The organism is Bacteroides celer (genome assembly GCF_002632415.2).
Lineage (GTDB): Bacteria > Bacteroidota > Bacteroidia > Bacteroidales > Bacteroidaceae > Bacteroides.
This window is the reverse complement of record NZ_CP178209.1, coordinates 4304783-4321779: the sequence shown is the minus strand read 5'-3', so window position 1 is coordinate 4321779 and position 16997 is coordinate 4304783. Positions and strand designations below refer to the sequence as shown.

The following is a 16997-nucleotide window of genomic DNA, read 5'->3' as shown; positions in this document are numbered from 1 at the left end:
ATTATATTATTTATTATCTTCTATGCGTACCCACTTGATACTTGCCGCCAGACGTTCTTCTCCTTGCAGGGAAGCGTATTCGGGATAGTCTTCGAGTACATTTTCGACAAACTCTTCAATTGTGTCGCCATACCAATGGGCTACCATTTCGTTGTTATACATCAACTGACCACCTTTCCAACGTTCGTACAAGCCTTCCTGGTTGTATGGACCGCCGATACCCAACGGAGTGAAGAAATTGTCATTATAGTTGCCGTCGGAACGGGGTACGAGCGAAGTGGATTGCAACATACGGCAGGCTTCACGATAATAGTTCATGTTCCAGTTACGTTCGTCCGTAGGATATTGCAGGCGTTCGGGCACAGGGTCGAACTGGTTGGCACCATAGGTTCCGTAGTTGTTCGGAGTTCCGTTGTAGAAGATAGGCGGATATTGCATCACACGTGTTCTGCGTTCCAGTGTCCATCCGGCGAATCCGTTGAAGTAGTCGGCGATGTAACGTTGCTTCCATACCTGTTCCAGATTGTTCTTGTAACCGCCTTTTCCGTTGATGTCGGCTTTATAGAAGGCACGGTAGTCGCGGCATCCTAGTCCGTTGGTGTTCCATTTGATACCGTTGCGTTCGATATATTCGGATACTCCGCTGGTGACGCCATACTCGTTCATGGAAGCACTGATGCCGTTGTAGTAGTATTGTTCGGCACTCTGCGGTAATGCCACGTTCAATCCCCATTCGTCTTTGCGCAACTGGATTTCGGAGAGCATGAAGTTTACGTCCGCCCATGTCAGCAGTTTCACTGTAGCATCCTGCTTGATGAAGTCACGATGAATCAGGGCGTATGTATACCCCTCGATGCTGACAGAAGCTGTGGAGTAAAGGCTCTGAAGGTTGTTGTTATGCTCATCCTTGCCTACAATCCATCCGGTTGGAGTCTGTTTCAATTCGAAGCGGGGCAGGAACGGTATTCTATAGGACACCTGGATATATTTCTGCTCTGCTACGGACCATAGGGAATCTCTTACTACCGCACGGTAGTCACCATTCTCGTTGATACGTGATGTTTGCGCGTACTTGCTCAGACGAGGATCTTTGTAGGAACGCATATAGCAGAAGAAGTATTCGTTCATTGCCGGGTATGTCAGGCCGCCTATCTCTGTTTCCAGCTTCGTACCCAAGTCGAACTCTTTCAGGATACGGTTGTAATATAAGGATACGTCGGCATTGGGGTCGGTTCCGTAGCGTCCGGCTGCGTTGTCGCTGTTGGAACTGAACAGGTAGTTGCGGTTGTTTTCGTTCAACGCTTTTTCTATCTGCTCGCGTGCCATGGAGATGGCTTCGGGGCTTTTCTTCATGTTCATCATGCGGATAGCCACGTCCAGACGCAGGGTATTGGCAAACTTGCGCCATTTTTCAATGTCGCTGTCACCGCCGGCAGACGGATAGAACGGGTCTTTCACCATTTTCGTTCCGTTCGGGTCGAAAGTTTCCACTGCCTGGTCCAGCCAGCGGAGTATTTGCATATATGCTTCGGCTTCGCTGTTGTAGTAATATACGTTTCCGTAAGTCTCTTTGCAGGCAGAATCCAAAGGGATAGGTCCCCAAGTTCCGGTCAGTACGGAGTAGAGGTAGGCTTTCCAAGTGGTCAGTATCGCCCAGTAGTTGCCGTTGGTATCCCGGTCATATTTTTGTTCCATGATGGCTACGTCGCCCAGGACTTTCTTGTAGAAGTTATAGAATCTGTCGCCTACGTTGTCCGAACTTTGCGGGCTTGTCCAGGAAACTACGTAACGTGCCATGTAGGCGTAGTAGTTATAGTTCATTTCGGATAATACGTCCAGGGATTTGTAGATAGTGCCCGGAAATATCTTCTGAATGTCAATCTCATCCAAATATAGCTTGTTGGGGTTTTGGTTGGTTGCGTCGAAACTATCCACGCAAGATGTCGCCAGTCCCAATAGGGCTGCAGTGCATAGTGTATATAAGTACTTTTTCATCGTCATCGCTGTTAAAAAGTTATTTTAAAATCGAAACCGTAACTGGAAGTTGGCAGGTTGAAGCCTCGTTCCAAACCTTGTTGGATTCCCATGGAAGAAGTGGCTTCCGGGTCAATTCCTTTCGGCGTTTTCTGATGAAGAATAGCTACGTTCCTACCTACGGCGGAAACTCTCATGGATTGTATGAAACCTATCTTTCTCAGCCAGTTCTTGGGAATGTTGTACCCTAAAGAAATTTCTTTCAGTTTCACGTAAGAAGCGTCGTACAAATAAAGTTCGCCGTTTTTACCGCTGTCGTTGGTCCAATAGTCAATCGGCTTAATCCAAGCCTGGCAAGGTTGTCCCGCCAGTCCCGGTACGGAACTGTCATAAACGGCTCCGGGGATATTCATGCCTTTCGGGCGCGAAGCGTCCATGTAGATGTTGTTCTTGCCATTGGGGACGTATTTAGGGTCGAGAATACCGAGATAACCGGTCTGGTCGCCTTCATTCAGAATCAAGTCAGAGAACAGGTGTTCGGTACGTCCGCCCAGTGACATGATGGATTGCGCGTTTCGGGAAGACTGGAAAGCTGTCTCCGACCATACGTGCCCGCCCATACGGATATCTAACATGGCAGAGAATGTCAAATCTTTCCAACGGAGGGAAGTACGGATACTGCCTGTCCATTTCGGTTCTACGCTGGCAAGGAATTTAGCTTCACCTGACAAGGGACGGCCGTTGGCTCCCACCAACACTTGTCCTTCGTCATTGGTCTTCCACGGCTCGCGGCAGTAGAGGCTGACTAGCGGCTCACCTTTCACAATGCGCAGTTCCACGCTGTTTTGTACGGTAGTCAGTGTCATGTAGTCCATACCGTTGGCTAGCGAAACCACTTCCGAGTTGTTTTTAGCCCAGTTGATGTCCACTTTCCATTCCCAGTCTTTATTTCTGAAAGGAACGACACCTAGTGTTACTTCATATCCCCAGTTCTTAACTTCACCGGCATTGAACAAGGCTTCTCCATAGCCGCTTACACCGTTGATGGTGGAAGTCAGAATTTGGTTTTTGGTGTTCTTGTTGTAGTAGGTGAAACTTAAGGAAGCACGGTCTTTCAGGAAACGAAGGTCCAAACCTGTCTCGAAAGATGTAGTGCTTTCCGGTTTCAATGAGTTGGTCTTGCGCTTGTTCTCGCTTTCAAACCATGCCATGTCTCCCAGATAAGAAGTATTGTAACTGAATCCGTTCAACAACTGGTCGAAGCCGGTATCGTTACCTACCTTGGCATAAGAACCACGAATCTTGGCATAGGATAACCAGTCTTTAGGAATGCTCTTCACTAACTCCGTCAGTACGAAGCTGACACCGTAAGAGGAGTAGAAATAAGAACGGTTGTCGGAAGGCAGGGCAGACGACCAGTCGTTACGTCCGGTTACATCCACGTAGATGAAATCTTTGTAACCTATGCTGGCGGTTCCGTAGACAGCCTGCTTTTTCTTCGCGTTATACTCCGGCCAGGATTTGACGGTAGCACCGTTGTTAGTGAGAGAGATAAAGTCGGAAGTGGCCAATGTGCCGATTTCCGAGTTTTGTTTCTTGAACAGGAAGTCCTGCGAGTTGGCACCCACACTGGCGGATATGTTGAAGTCTTTCCAGGTCTTGTTGTAAGAAAGCATGGCTTCGTAAGTATAGTTGCGTGATTTTTCGGTAAACTCCTTGTAGAATCCGTCGGCATCCCCCGGAGTGTACATATTGCGAAATTCGTATCCTTCTTTCATATTTAGGTCGAGGGCGGCTTTCAGACGCAGTTTCAGGTCTTTGGTGATTTTGTAGTTGACTGTTACGTCCGCTAATAACCATTCTTTCTTATCTTGGTTGGAAAGTTCATTCAGCATCCACACCGGACTCTTGAATTGAAGGGCGGTCGGTTTTCCGTTCTCGTCTTTCCAGGGATACATTTCCTGTATGGAAAGGTCGCGGGGCATATCCATAAGTGTATAGATAGGGTTACGGTCGGAATTGTTACGGTAAGAACGGTTCTTTACATTCTCGTGCGTATAGCGACCGTTCAGGTCGACGTCCAGCGACTTTGTCAGTTTCACGTTGGAACGCACGTTAAAAGCGTTGCGGGTAAGGTTGTTCAATCCTTCCAATACGTCATCGCTCCGCAGGTTGGTGAAGCCGATACGGGTGGAGACATGTTCGGTGGCGCGTTCTATAGAAACACTGTTCGTCCAGGAGTAGGCAGTCTGATACATGGAGGTGGTGTTTGCCGGGGTAGGAACGTAGGATTTGAGTTCTCCGTTGCGTCCTACTACTTGGAAACCTAACATCGGCATACCCCATGAACGGGAATTGTCGTAACCGCCCATCCGTTGGATGCCGTAAGGCATGTTCGGGTCGTAAGGCACTTTGACGTCCCCATTGAACGAGTTGGCTTTGTTGTTTTCAAAACGGTTGATGTGTCCGCCACCATATATATTTTGATAGATGGGATATTGGGAAAATTCGGTGAACTGAACGTTTGTGGAGTAGGTAACTCCCAGTCCGCTTCTTTGACCGGCTTTCTTGGTGGTAATCAGGATGGCGCCGTTGGCTGCATCCGAACCATAAAGTGCGGAAGCGTTGGCTCCTTTCAGAACAACGATGTTTTCGATGTCATCGGGGTTAATACTGTTAGCCGGGTTACCATAGTCGATTTCACCACCGGTCACATCATTAATAATAGGTACACCGTCGATTACATAAAGTGGCTGGTTGTTACCGGAAATGGAGTTGGCACCACGGATACGTACGGTGGCTGAACCGGCGGCACCATTGGAGATCACCTGCAATCCTGCCACTTTACCTGCCAGCATGTTTACGAATCCGGCATCCCGGTTTTCGGTCATGCTTTCCACATCCATTTTCTGGAAGGCGGTAGAAAGAGATTTTTCATCGCGGCGTAAGTCCATCGCTGTTACCACTGTCTGTTCCAGCATCACAGCATCTTCTTCCAAGGTCACGTTTAATACATTCTTTCCTTTTACTACATTGAATGATTTTGTTTTAAAACCAATATAAGAGAATTTCAACACAGCGCCGTTCTCCGGGACTTGAATAGAGTATTTACCATCAAGATCGGTTATCACCCCTTTTGTACCACCCACTATCACTACATTAGCACCGATAATAGGCTCACCTTGTGCATCGGATACTGTTCCTTTCACTGTCCGGTTCTGCGCCTGCATTACCGAAGCACTGAACAGCATTAAAATTAAAATGAGACTTCTTTCATAGTATCTCATGTGCTGAGAAAATCGTTGTTTCATGCTTTTCATGAATTTATTTATGAATAATCACTAAGTTAAAGAATCAGTCGGATGAGAGAACCTGTTTTTATTATAGGTTTCATCATTCGAATTAGATTAAGGCGTTCTTTCTTGCTTCATAATACTGTTATGTTTTTAAGATTAATTTTCAGCAAAAGAACTGTGAACCGATAAAAAAAGCGTGGTGTTTGCGATTAATTGGGGATTAAAAAACAATTAAATGTGAATTAAGTCTTTTTTTTCTTATAATCCTTCACAAACAGATGCTTACCCTTTGTATTAAGTGAAAATAAAGTTATGAGCAAAGAGGAATATTACTCGGTTTATTCAGGTTTGTGATGTGGAATGTATGAAAAGAAACTCCCCTTTCTCTAAATCTTGATAACTTTATCGGTGGTTCAGGGAAAAGGGAGAGAAAATTTAATTAAAAAAATAGCTTGTCGTCCGGGTTATAAGTCGGCAAATGGGACTTTATAAGTTTCACCCATGGAGTCATGATACTCTTTGCAGAAGCGGTCGTACAGGTTTCGGGCAATACCTTTCTTTCCCTGTGTGACTAGCACGGAACACTTGGCTGCCAATGCTTCTTCATTTAGTGGATCGTGCAGGAACATGATGTCGGCAAGGCGGATAATCATGTCCTGATGGTTCCGGCTGATTTCAATGTCCAGCAAGTTCTTCAGCAAGTCGATGGAATAACTGGAATAGTCGTCCTTAAAGTCGTCCAGCCAATCAAGAATCGTGTTGGGGAGTAAAGGTCCGTATAGCAGTAATTCCAGGATTCGGTTCAACAGTTCTTCACTTTTCTCCTGCTCGAATTGTTTGGTGCAGGTAATCAGGGTGTGATAATCACAGAAAACACCCGTTCCCCATTTTATACGCAGGAAATTGTTTTCTATCATTACTTCCATATCTCCGATGCTTTCCAAGAGTACTCGTAGCTTGCGCAGGTTTACGTTACGGTTGTTACGAGCGGCTGTTTCTTCCTTGTCCGGCCATAGTATTTCCGTTGTTTTGGAAGCCAGAATACCTTGCGCATTTTTCTCTGTATAAAGTATCAATAGAATGAGCAGGTGCTTCAAACGGGGAGTAAAGTTGGAAGTGATATCGTTTCCATCTTTATCGCGTACATTGAAACAGCCCAACAAAGAAATAGATGCACGACTGCGGTCGTAATAGTTGACTGTTTCTGTGAATATTGTTTCACTCTCTTGCATCCATTCTTTTTTCGGTATGGTTTTAGATTCTGTTACGTCAGATAGGCCTTGGGCTTTGCCGGTGGTGGCAACATTTTTCTCTGTTCCTTTCTTCGTGGCAGGTGCCTTTTTATTTTTGCTGTTATATTTGAAACGATAGAGTACAAAACCGGCTAAGACGAGTAATAGTAAGATTCCAATGGTATAGAGGTACCATCGGTTGTTGATGCTCTCTCCGGCGGTTGACTGGCGGATCTCCACCTCGTTTACGAGGGGCATATTGATGGAGTAGATTGCTAGCTCATGTGTATGGTTGCTTAGTATTTTATCTAATACCAAGAATAATTTTCCATGAGACGGGGAAGTATAGAGGCTGAAATCACTATCCTGATAAGTTGATTCATTATAGATGGGTTTGGATACTTCCGAGTAGACAGAATCTTTCATTGAAATCTTCCATAATACACCCCCTTTATTTGTCGAAACAGCATAGAAAGAACTATCCGAGGGTTCGAAATACATGGTAGAGGCCATGATAGTACCTTCTTCCTGGGGTTGGTTCTTTTGCCAGACTATGCGTGATTGCTTGTTTTTCAGATTGATGGCGCATAATCCCCAATAGTAATGGCTGCTCAATTCCTGCTTGCCATACTTATTTCCTCTACCACCAAAGATGTATAGTTCATCACCCACTATGGCCATTGCAGCTGAATAGCGGGGGTAAAGGGGACGTTCGTATTCTACTTGTTCTATTTGGTTAGTGCTGTACTTCATCCGGTAGAGATCGTTGCGATATTGGTAGAAACCATAACCACCGAAGAAATAGAAGGAAGAGTCTGCCGGATTGAATGTTCTGGCATGATTGTAGTTGCTGGCTTCTTCCGTGTTACGTATCTCATTACTCCATCTTTCAGTATCAAATGAAAAACGGGACGTGATGCCTTTCTTGGGATAATAAGACACTAATTTATTGCTTAAAGTATCGTATAAGAGATGATTGGGGAATTCTACCGCCGGATAGCCTCCACGTATTGCAATTTCCTTCTGCAAAGTTCCGTTTTCGTCCAATACATCGATTGATTGGGATCTGACTAAATAGAATAAGGCTTCGCGAGCGTTGAAAGCTACGTCCAGTTTTCCCGGGATTTTAGCCTGATGAACAAGTTTCCATTCAATATGATTGTCTATCAGCCATACCGGATGGATGGCACGTGCCACAGCTCCTTCTATTTCATCATAACAAACGGTATCATTGTGCTTCCACAGTTTCCATTCACGTATCTGTTTTCCATCTTGTGTGATGGTTACATTGCGAAGGTCGATGGGAGCTACGTCCGAAAGATATTCTTTCATCTGTCCGAACAAAGCCGTTACGCTTTTCACTCCTTGCAAGGGAGCCATCGCTGATATTTTTTTATTGTCGTAATCTATTTCAATTACATTATCTTTCAAACGCAGGTGCAACGAGACATCCAGCCATTTTTCCCGTTCGATGGGACTGTTTATGTTGATGATGCCCTCATTGAGTACCAATGCCGGAAAATGTCTTTCTTCACCTGCCACAAATGAGAAACGAATAAATTGGTTGGTGTTTGTATGCAGATGGAGAATGGTTCCAAAGTCATGCTCATTGGCGCGTACATACATTTGAAATGAAATGATAAAATCGTTTTTTATAGAGAAAGGTTGGTTATCGTCCAAATACAAGGTTGTCCTCTCTATGCCCGGTACTGAATGGGATTTAAGAGAAAGTCCATAATCATACAAAGAAGATGCGTCCACTTTGCCTACCATGCAAAGCAGGACGGAGAGCAAGATTTGTAGTTGATATCTCATAGTACTTTATTTATAGTGCAAAAATACAAAAAACTGTATGATATACCCAAAAAACGGAGTTTATTTATAAGGCAATGCTTTGAAACAATTGTTTGCTATTACGTATCATACGTTTAATGAAACATGAAGATGTCCCAAAATAGAATGTAGAAAATGAAAATTCTATTTTGCGACATCTTCATATCAACCGGATAGAGCCTATTTATCGTCTGCAGAAGGAGGAGCGGCATTTGCTCCGCTGCCCCATGTCTTATTAGGTTTGTTGCCCATTGTCAGTACTAATTTGCCTCCATTTTTCAAGTCGTCATGGTGAAACCAGGGTTTCTCCCATTTTTGACCGTTCAGCGTAGCCGATTGGATATATTTATTTTCTTCGGAAACATTCGGAGCCTCGATTTCAAATACGGAACCGTTGCTGAGTGTTATCTCTGCATGGGTGAAAAGTGGACTTCCGATATTGTAGACCGGTGCTCCGGGAGTGACAGGATAAAAGCCCAGTGAGGAGAAGACTACAAATGAGGTCATACCTCCGCCGTCTTCATCTCCCGGCATACCCATGAGGTCGTTGCGGAACCATGTTTTCAGCATTTGACGGATGCGTTTCTGCGTTTTCCAAGGCTGGCCTGCATAGTTGTAGAGATAAGGTACGTGCAAGGAGGGTTCGTTTGCCATGGAAAACTGTCCTACGTTACCTGTGTGGTCGGGTAGTTGTGCATAGAATTCATATTTACTACGTCCCAGCGGTTCACTGAAGGTACGGTCGAGATTGGCGATGAACTGCTCTTTTCCTCCCATAAGGTTAATCAGGTCGGCTACATTGTGAGGCACATCCCAGCGATACACCCAGCCGTTGTTTTCTCCATAATATTCGCGGGCACCCATGCCACCTGCATAACGGTAGTCGAATGGTGTTATCCAGTTGCCTTCCTTATCTTTCGGGTGGAAAAAGCCTGTTTCTTTGTTGAAGAGATTCCGGTAGTTGTAAGAACATTGCAGGTAATGGGCGGCTTCGTCTTTCTTGCCCAATATTTCGGCGATGCGGGAAAGGCACCATTGGTCGTAGCTCGTTCCCAGTGTAACGGCAACAGGTTGGCGCTTCTCGAAAGGATGCACGTTCGGGTCGGTTTCCTTTTCATCCGGGCGAAGAGCAGGGATATATCCATTTTCCCGGTAGAAATTGTCCAGCCAGCCGGCTGCTGCTCCCGACCAGGGAGCGAGCGTTTTCTCTTCAATTCCTTTCCGGCAGGCTTCGTAGGCTTTGGCCGCGTCTATATTCAATCCTTTAGCGAGAGCGTCGGCTATGGTAGCAACGGCATGATTGGAATTCATACGGCGTGAGTCACCTGTCACTTCGGGGAAGGTAGGCATCCACATTGTTCCCATCTGTTCCGCCATCAGCAGGAAGGAAGCAATGATGTCTTCTTCTTTTTTCTGGTCGATCAGTGTGCGCAGCGGGTGTGCAGCACGGTAGGTGTCCCAAATCCAGTCGTCGTTGTAGAAAGGTGTGCCGTTGTCGTCGTGTACTTCGCCGTCAAAAGCACTGAAGTAACGACCACCGGCTTCACTCATACAAATCGGGCGTTCGAAAGTACGGTAGAAGGAGGAGTATAATACAGTCTTGTCATCTTCGGTTCCTCCTTCTACTTTGATACGTCCCAAGGCTTCGTTCCAGATTTGGCGTCCTGTTTTTGCCAGATTTTTGATGTTGTAGTCTTTCAATTCATTGCGCATATTCTTCTCCGCTTGTTCTTCACTGATGAAAGAAATGCCGTAACGAAGGCTGACTGTTGTTGTGCCATCTGCAAAACGCCATGCCGCACAAGCGTTGATACCTTCTGCGTTGTCTTTGCTGGCTTCGATGACTCCATCTTTCAGGATGCCGGTGCTTACCGGTTTTTCTTGTGGTTCAATATATACATACACATTGGTGTTGGCACTTAACTGCTGGTGTCCGCTGATGAAATTCTCTCCTACATGGATCGAACCATTGCGGGAGTTTACAATGATATAGGCAGGTTTGTCCGCTTCAAATGTGATCCGGTAAAGAGCCGACTGGTGGGAGAGGGCATATTCTGCCTTCATGCTGTTGTCGTTCAGGTCCACTTCATACGAGTAAGGCGTGAGGTGCTCATTATCGTAGTTGTAGGTAATGATCGGCCGCAGTTCTTTCCCCTGATAGGGACTAAGGTTGAACGCGGAACGTTCCCGGTGATTGGTGACAATCAATGGCAGTCCGTTTAACAATTCGGTGGTATAATCAGCACGTTCCGGATAGACACGAAGCATACTGTTTGGCAATTGAATGGTAGGAAATGTGGGAACTAGCAGATGGCTGATATTCCCTATGTATGGATTGACATAATCGACCGGTGTCCGGTTGGTGGTCTGTGATTGCCCTCCATTGCATCCGCTTAACATTGCAGCCATTGTTATAGCAACGCAGAAATGTAAGATTTTCATGGTAGTTTTTATATTTAATCGTTTTTATTATTCATTTATTTGGCTTCCGGATTGGTAAAGGCAGCTTTCAACGTTGGGAGAAAATCCTTTTTGTTGTCACATTGAAAGAAGCCGTTAAAGTCATTCCGGTCTCCGTCTCCTATGGTGATAACCAGTTTGTTCCAGCCTTGCAACAGAGGGAGCTCTTTATAGATTACCTCGTTACGTCCATCGTGCGACAGACTTGCATAAGGTTTGTCATTGATGGACAACTCGCGGGTTTTGGCTTTTAACATCAAGGAGAGTTTCGGCATATTGGGTTCTATCAATAAGTCGTCCAAAGGACGTGGGCTAAATACGTAGAATTCCAATGCCCAACCATTATTCTTTTTCACAAACTTTTCTTTGGTTGCTACCGGGAAGTTCATTTGCTCGTCACGCAGGAAGAAAACTTCATTGATGTTGATTTCCGGCTTCTGATAGTTTATACCTGCGTTTTTCAGGATAATGCTCAACGTGTTGTATCCCTTTTCTGAATTGGCGAATTCAGTCAATGTATTCAAATAGACAGTGGAAGAGCCATGCTGATATTTAACAAATACCGGAGTGGCAGACGTACATTCGTATTCACTGCGGATTGTACCGGCTGTTTTGATCTCTTCCGGACGTTTGTTCCATTTGCGCCAGTCGGTCTTGCAGGCATTCAATAAAACTTCACCTTCTTCTACAAATGCGCCTTTTAACGAATAATTGGAGGCATCCGCTTTTTGAAGTTCACAGAAATAGAAGTCGGAATTGTTGAGCCCATGCATCCATGCTTTTTGTACAGGTAGGAAAGAAGAACGTTTCAGCGGATCTAGTGCAACGGGAAGAGGTAGGATTTCATTGTATTTCTCTACGGTTTCCGGTGTTATTCCCCATATCCATAAGTCTGCGCCTTTGGCTAGTTGTTTCTGAATTTCTTTTTGAGTAGCGGCGTTTAAAGCCTCGCTGCCATCCACGATGTAAAGCAGTGAGGAAGGGATGGTTGTTTTGGAAGCGAAGATTACTCCCTGCGCATCCATCAATTGTTTTACTTTGCTGTCTGGATTACCGATAAATACTACTTCTTTATAGTTCTTAGCCGTATTGGTAGCTTTGTGAGCCTGATACTGCTTTTTGTCGATTGTTGCATAAGGAGACCATGCCGGTTCGCCCGGAGCGTTGGCTGCACGTAAGGCACTGTACATCGGCCATTCCTGATAGAGTGGTAAAGTCGGGTCATAACCCGGATTGAACGTCGTGCAATAAGGTCCTACGCGTTCCGGTTGGACGCCCGGAACACCTTCTTTGTATTCGCTGAAGAATACGCCGTCTTCGCTGACACTGGGTGCTTTACTTTTATCTTTTTTGCCGAGTGGGAGTGGTTTCAGTGCATACCATGCCATGTTGAAAACAGTGCTGTATGAAGCACCCATCCGGCGTTGGTTAGCTATCAGGTTGTAACATTCGTTGGCTAGTCCTTCCATACGCCCTTCTTGTGATTCATAGGCACGTTCCCCGTTGTATTTGGAAACCTGTTCCGGCGTGCCATAATATGCCATACTGTGTTCACCGATTCCCCAAGGTTTTCCGATTTCGGTCCAGCGCTTCATGGAGTTGATGTCTCCGTAGTGTCCTACGGTTACAGGTAATATGCCATCACCGTCGTCTTCACCGTCTGCTGAAATCCATGGGCGGGTAGGGTCGTATTGATGTACAATGTCGCGCCATTCTTCCCATGCTTTCTTTTGAACAGGCATCAGTTCGGGACGGTTATATACATGGAGGATAACAGGCTTGTTTTCATTACTGACACTCCAGCCGAAAACAGATGCATGATTTCTGTCGCGCAGGACAAAACGTTTCAAATGTGCTTTCGATGCTTCCCAAAAGAGATCGGAGTCCAGTTTCGGTCCGCCGTCACTGGCCCAGTTGGCCGTTTCATTCAATACGCAGATACCCATTTCATCTGCCATATCCATATAAAAGCGGGGATAAACCTGTGCATGCGGGCGGACTGCATTTCCGTTCATACCTTTAATGGCAGTGAACCAAGCCCATGCGTAGCGACGTGTCATTTGTGGGATACCCATGAAATGCCAGGAGTCTCCATGTAAAGCATAAGGTTTACCGTTCAGATATTGTGTGGTTCCTTGCAATGTCCATTCACGCCAGCCGAAACGTTCGTATTTTGTATCGATGGTTTGCTTTTTATCTTTTATGGAAAGTAACAGGGCATACAGATTCGGTTGTTCGGGAGTCCAGTATTCCAGTATGTTTTCATTGACAGGGACTTGTAAGGTTACTTTTTGTGATGCATTAGGCGCAACTGTAACTTTGAACGGTGCTACCTGTAATGCTTCCGTACCCAGTGTCCATGCAGGAACGGGAGCAGAGTTTATGTCTGTTCCGGCACAATTTATCCATTCTCTGACATTACCTTGCAGTTGTATATCAGCTTTCCGGTCGGTTTTATTTTGTAGGGTCACCTCTATTTCCAATGTGTTTTTGGCAACCAATGGTTTTATATATACATCTTCTATATGAACTTTGGGTAAGGCCAGCAAATATACATCCTGCCAGATACCGTTGATATGATATCCCCACATAGAACCTCCCGGCACAATGCGGCGACCGATAGTCGAATTATCTTCGAATAAGGACTGGCTACGTACGCCTACCAGAATTTCTACTGTTTCACCGGGAGTCACTTTGTCTGTGATGTCGACGCTAAACGGCAGAAACAAATCGAAGTTTTCACCTACTTTTTCTTGATTGATATAGATTTCGGAATATCCGGCCACTGCTTCAAAGTAAAGTTTGATTTGCTGACCTGTCCAGTTGGCGGGAATCGTAATGTTCTTTTTCATCCATGCCATTTTTACTTGTTCCCACTCTTTAGGATAAGAAGGATAGTTGCGATGGTCGGGACCTTCCAGATCGCGATAGCCGAAAGAATTGATATTCCACGGAGAAGGTATTTTTATACGTGTCTTGCTCCAACCGTTGCCATCTTTCGGAAGGGACAGTTGGGGAGCTACTCCTTTTCCTTGTTTGTACTCTTTCGGTAAAGAGACGGGTTGAAAATCCCAATAACCATTCAGGCAAATCTCTTGACGATGCTCTTTCTCGGTTTTATTGACCAAGCCTTCACTGGGAGCAAAAGAATAGGGATAAAATAACTTTTGATCGTTAGTCACTGTTTGTGCATTTGTCTGTATGGGCTGTAAGGTAAAACCTGTCAGCAAACTGCACAATAGGATTAGATTCTTCTTCATATTTGTATATTAATAGTTTTTCGGATATTATTAGTTAGCGGCAAAGTAAAGGGAAAAGCGTTAAAAAGGAGGAATGAAAGGGCTTAATCTGGGATTAAAAAGTGATTAATTGTATAAAACATCTGTTTTTCTTCTAAATAAAGGGTAAAATGTTCCTTGGCAAGCATCTTTGCGGAACTAAAAAAACTGATGGAGAAAATGATTTTATTCGGTGCCCGGTTTACTGTTTTTTGGGGTGATTGATAAGAAAAATTGCTTGTTAAGTGATTTAATTGTTTTTTAATTCTTGGTTAATCCGGTTTTAATAACGGAGGTAAGCGCCTCATGCTATCTTTACATTCACAAATCTAACGAGTTCAATTTAATTAAAAAGAAAAACTATGGGACACAATTTGTTATTTGCTTTGAGGTATTTTCTTCCACTATTTTTGGGAGGAATGATTGCTTTAAATTCTTGTAAGGAGGAACGTGCGTCAATCAATGATGATCCGGGACAGGGGGACGATGGCGGCGATGAATATGAGTATGTTGATGACCGCTATGACAATGGGATCAGTTGCGAGGAATATCTGACCAATTATCGGGGAATCCCGTTTAAAAAAGATTCGGAAGGAAATAGTTTGTCTGTGATATCGGGAGTGTCTTCAGTGATAGAAGCAGAAGATTTTGATGATGGTGGACAGGATATTTCTTTCTCTTTTAAAAACAGTATGGCAGGAAATTATAAGGATTACCGTACAGAGAAAGGAGTGGCTATCAGTAAAAGCGGAGAAGTTATAAATATAGGTAATGTCAATAATGGTGATTGGCTTTGTTATACACTACAGGTCAATCAGGCAGGAGCCTATTCCATTGATACTTATTGTGTGTCGGGTGGGGGAAAGACCAGCTTTTATTTTGAGGTGGACGGAAAGTCTGCCGGTCAGATCGTAGAATCGCCGGAGGATGAATGGAGTGTCTACTCACATTCGGTGAAGGTAACCAATGTACAACTAAGTGAGGGCAGGCATGTATTGAGATGGTGCACTACGGGGAGTATGAATCTGGATAAGTTTGTGTTTACGCGTACCGGAGAATATACCGGGGATAAAGTAGACGGTTCTCAATTTGAGTATCCAAGATACGGTTATTATGAGCATAATCCGTTGTTTGTTGATTTCTCTTCGCAGATGTATCAGAATTCATTTACGGGAACGCTTTATACAGCCGATCCTTCAGCACATGTATGGGCAGACGGTCGTCTTTATGTTTATGCTTCACATGATATGGAACCGACACAAGGATGTGACCGCATGGACAGATACCACGTTTTTTCCACTACGGATATGAAAAACTGGACGGATCATGGGGAGATCATGAATTCGGCCACAGTAAAAGCACATGTGGGTATGGGAATCGATGGCTTTATGTGGGCTCCTGATTGTGCTTATAATAAAGAAGAACAGTTATATTATTTTTATTTCCCTCATAAGATTGACGCTAATACGTGGCGCATCTTTGTAGCAACCAGTAAGGAGCCTGCGGCAAAGTTCAGGGTGAAAGGAGTGATTGACGGTATTCCTTCTACGATTGATCCTTGTGTATTTGTAGACGATGACGGACAACCTTATATTTATACCAGCGGTGCCGGCAAAGGCTGTTGGGGTGCTAAATTGCGCAAGGATGACTGGACTAAACTGGATGGAGTAATGAGTCCTTTGAGTGGTTTTACTGATTTTCATGAGGCACCTTGGGTACATAAGTACAAAGGCAACTATTATTTGAGCCATTCGGATAATCATGCGGGTAGTCAGGGAGGTAACCGGATGCAGTATTCTATGTCGAACAATCCTTTGGGACCATTCACTCCATGCGGTGCATATATGTATCCTCATGGTGAAGAAACGGCTCATGGCTCTATTGTAGAGTATAAAGGTCGGTGGTATTCTTTTTATCATACGGCTAATTATTCGGGAAAAGGAGCATTGCGTTCGGTTTGTGTCGATCCGATCGAGTATGATCAGAATAATAAATTGAAGATGGTACAAAACTGGGGGAGTCCCCGTAGTGGTCGGGCTGTAGAAGTGAGGATGACGCCATCTGTAGTAATACAGGCTGAAAACTACAATACAGGCGGTGAACATTATGGATACCATAAAAATCCGTTGGAGGGAGGAATGCAACAGGAAACGCAAAACGGAATCACTTATCTTAAAGGTATGAAATCGGGAGAGTGGGTGCGTTATTCAATCAACGTCAAAGAGGCTGGACGTTATGGTATTACTTGCAGAATGTTTCAGAAGCGTTCGGGGGGTAAATTCCGTATTGCTGTGAATGGAGTTTATAAGACTGGTGAAATAGTATTAAGCGGTTCTGCCGGAGTATGGAATGAGACTTTAGTGTATCCAATAGAGTTGGAAACAGGCGAACAATATATTGATTTTCGTATAAAGAGTGGGGATATTGATATCGATTGGATTAAGTTTGGGGCAGGACACAGTCAAGTGCCCGGTATCATTCAGGCGGAAGATTTTGATGACGGACAATATAGCTTTAAGAATGCTTCATCCGGCAACTTTAAGTCTTACCGGAGCGATCAGGGAGTAGCGATTAGTGCAAGTAATAATATTGTTCATATAAGTAATACTTCCGGTGGCGATTGGATTCAATATACATTTAATGTTCAGGAGAAGGTTTCTACAGTCAAGGTTCGTGCAGCAGCGGAGAAGGATGGAAAGTTTGCCCTTTCTTTTGATGGAGGAGCACAGTTGAATCCTGTGGCCACAACTACGGGAAATTGGACTACTTACAATGATTTTACAGTATCGAACCTGCAATTATCAGCCGGTACACATACAATGAAGATTCACATACTTAGTCCGATGAATATTGATTGGTTTGAATTTCGGTAGACTATATCAACAATATTCCATATCAGGCTTCTATTAGAATTGAAGATCATT

Annotated in this window: 6 protein-coding genes; 1 reads left to right on the top strand and 5 read right to left on the bottom strand. The window is 44.5% G+C overall.

Translation table 11 applies throughout. The features are described from left to right. Positions 1-6: 6 nt before the first annotated feature. From CJF29_RS17690 to CJF29_RS17670, 5 genes are all read right to left on the bottom strand, one after another. Positions 7-1995 carry a SusD/RagB family nutrient-binding outer membrane lipoprotein gene (locus CJF29_RS17690; protein WP_099146073.1) on the bottom strand — a complete coding sequence of 663 codons (1989 nt, stop codon included), beginning with the start codon at positions 1993-1995 and terminating at the stop codon, positions 7-9. A gap of 11 nt (positions 1996-2006) precedes the next feature. Beyond that, positions 2007-5285, bottom strand: a complete 3279-nt coding sequence (locus tag CJF29_RS17685; RefSeq protein WP_004307108.1) for a SusC/RagA family TonB-linked outer membrane protein — start codon at positions 5283-5285, stop codon at positions 2007-2009. A 449-nt stretch (positions 5286-5734) separates the two neighbouring features. Next, complete coding sequence (locus CJF29_RS17680; protein ID WP_099146050.1) at positions 5735-8317, bottom strand: hypothetical protein; 2583 nt, start codon at positions 8315-8317, stop codon at positions 5735-5737. A gap of 198 nt (positions 8318-8515) precedes the next feature. Further along, the gene (locus CJF29_RS17675; RefSeq protein WP_099146051.1) at positions 8516-10777 is read right to left on the bottom strand and encodes a GH92 family glycosyl hydrolase; all 2262 of its coding nucleotides are present in this window, start codon (positions 10775-10777) and stop codon (positions 8516-8518) included. A 35-nt stretch (positions 10778-10812) separates the two neighbouring features. Beyond that, positions 10813-14055 (bottom strand): glycoside hydrolase family 2 protein, encoded by a 3243-nt coding sequence (locus CJF29_RS17670; protein ID WP_099146052.1) that lies wholly within the window; start codon positions 14053-14055, stop codon positions 10813-10815. A gap of 380 nt (positions 14056-14435) precedes the next feature. On the opposite strand from CJF29_RS17670, the gene CJF29_RS17665 reads away from it, so the two are divergent. Beyond that, a complete protein-coding gene (locus CJF29_RS17665) occupies positions 14436-16946 on the top strand; it encodes a carbohydrate-binding protein (protein ID WP_099146053.1) in 2511 nt (836 codons plus the stop codon). The last annotated feature ends 51 nt before the right edge of the window (positions 16947-16997 follow it).

What these genes read in the sequence shown, in the direction of transcription:
- CJF29_RS17690 (WP_099146073.1), bottom strand. Translation starts at nt 1,995, where the DNA reads ATGAAAAAGTACTTATATACACTATGCACTGCAGCCCTATTGGGACTG.
- CJF29_RS17685 (WP_004307108.1), bottom strand. Translation starts at nt 5,285, where the DNA reads ATGAAACAACGATTTTCTCAGCACATGAGATACTATGAAAGAAGTCTC.
- CJF29_RS17680 (WP_099146050.1), bottom strand. Translation starts at nt 8,317, where the DNA reads ATGAGATATCAACTACAAATCTTGCTCTCCGTCCTGCTTTGCATGGTA.
- CJF29_RS17675 (WP_099146051.1), bottom strand. Translation starts at nt 10,777, where the DNA reads ATGAAAATCTTACATTTCTGCGTTGCTATAACAATGGCTGCAATGTTA.
- CJF29_RS17670 (WP_099146052.1), bottom strand. Translation starts at nt 14,055, where the DNA reads ATGAAGAAGAATCTAATCCTATTGTGCAGTTTGCTGACAGGTTTTACC.
- CJF29_RS17665 (WP_099146053.1), top strand. Translation starts at nt 14,436, where the DNA reads ATGGGACACAATTTGTTATTTGCTTTGAGGTATTTTCTTCCACTATTT.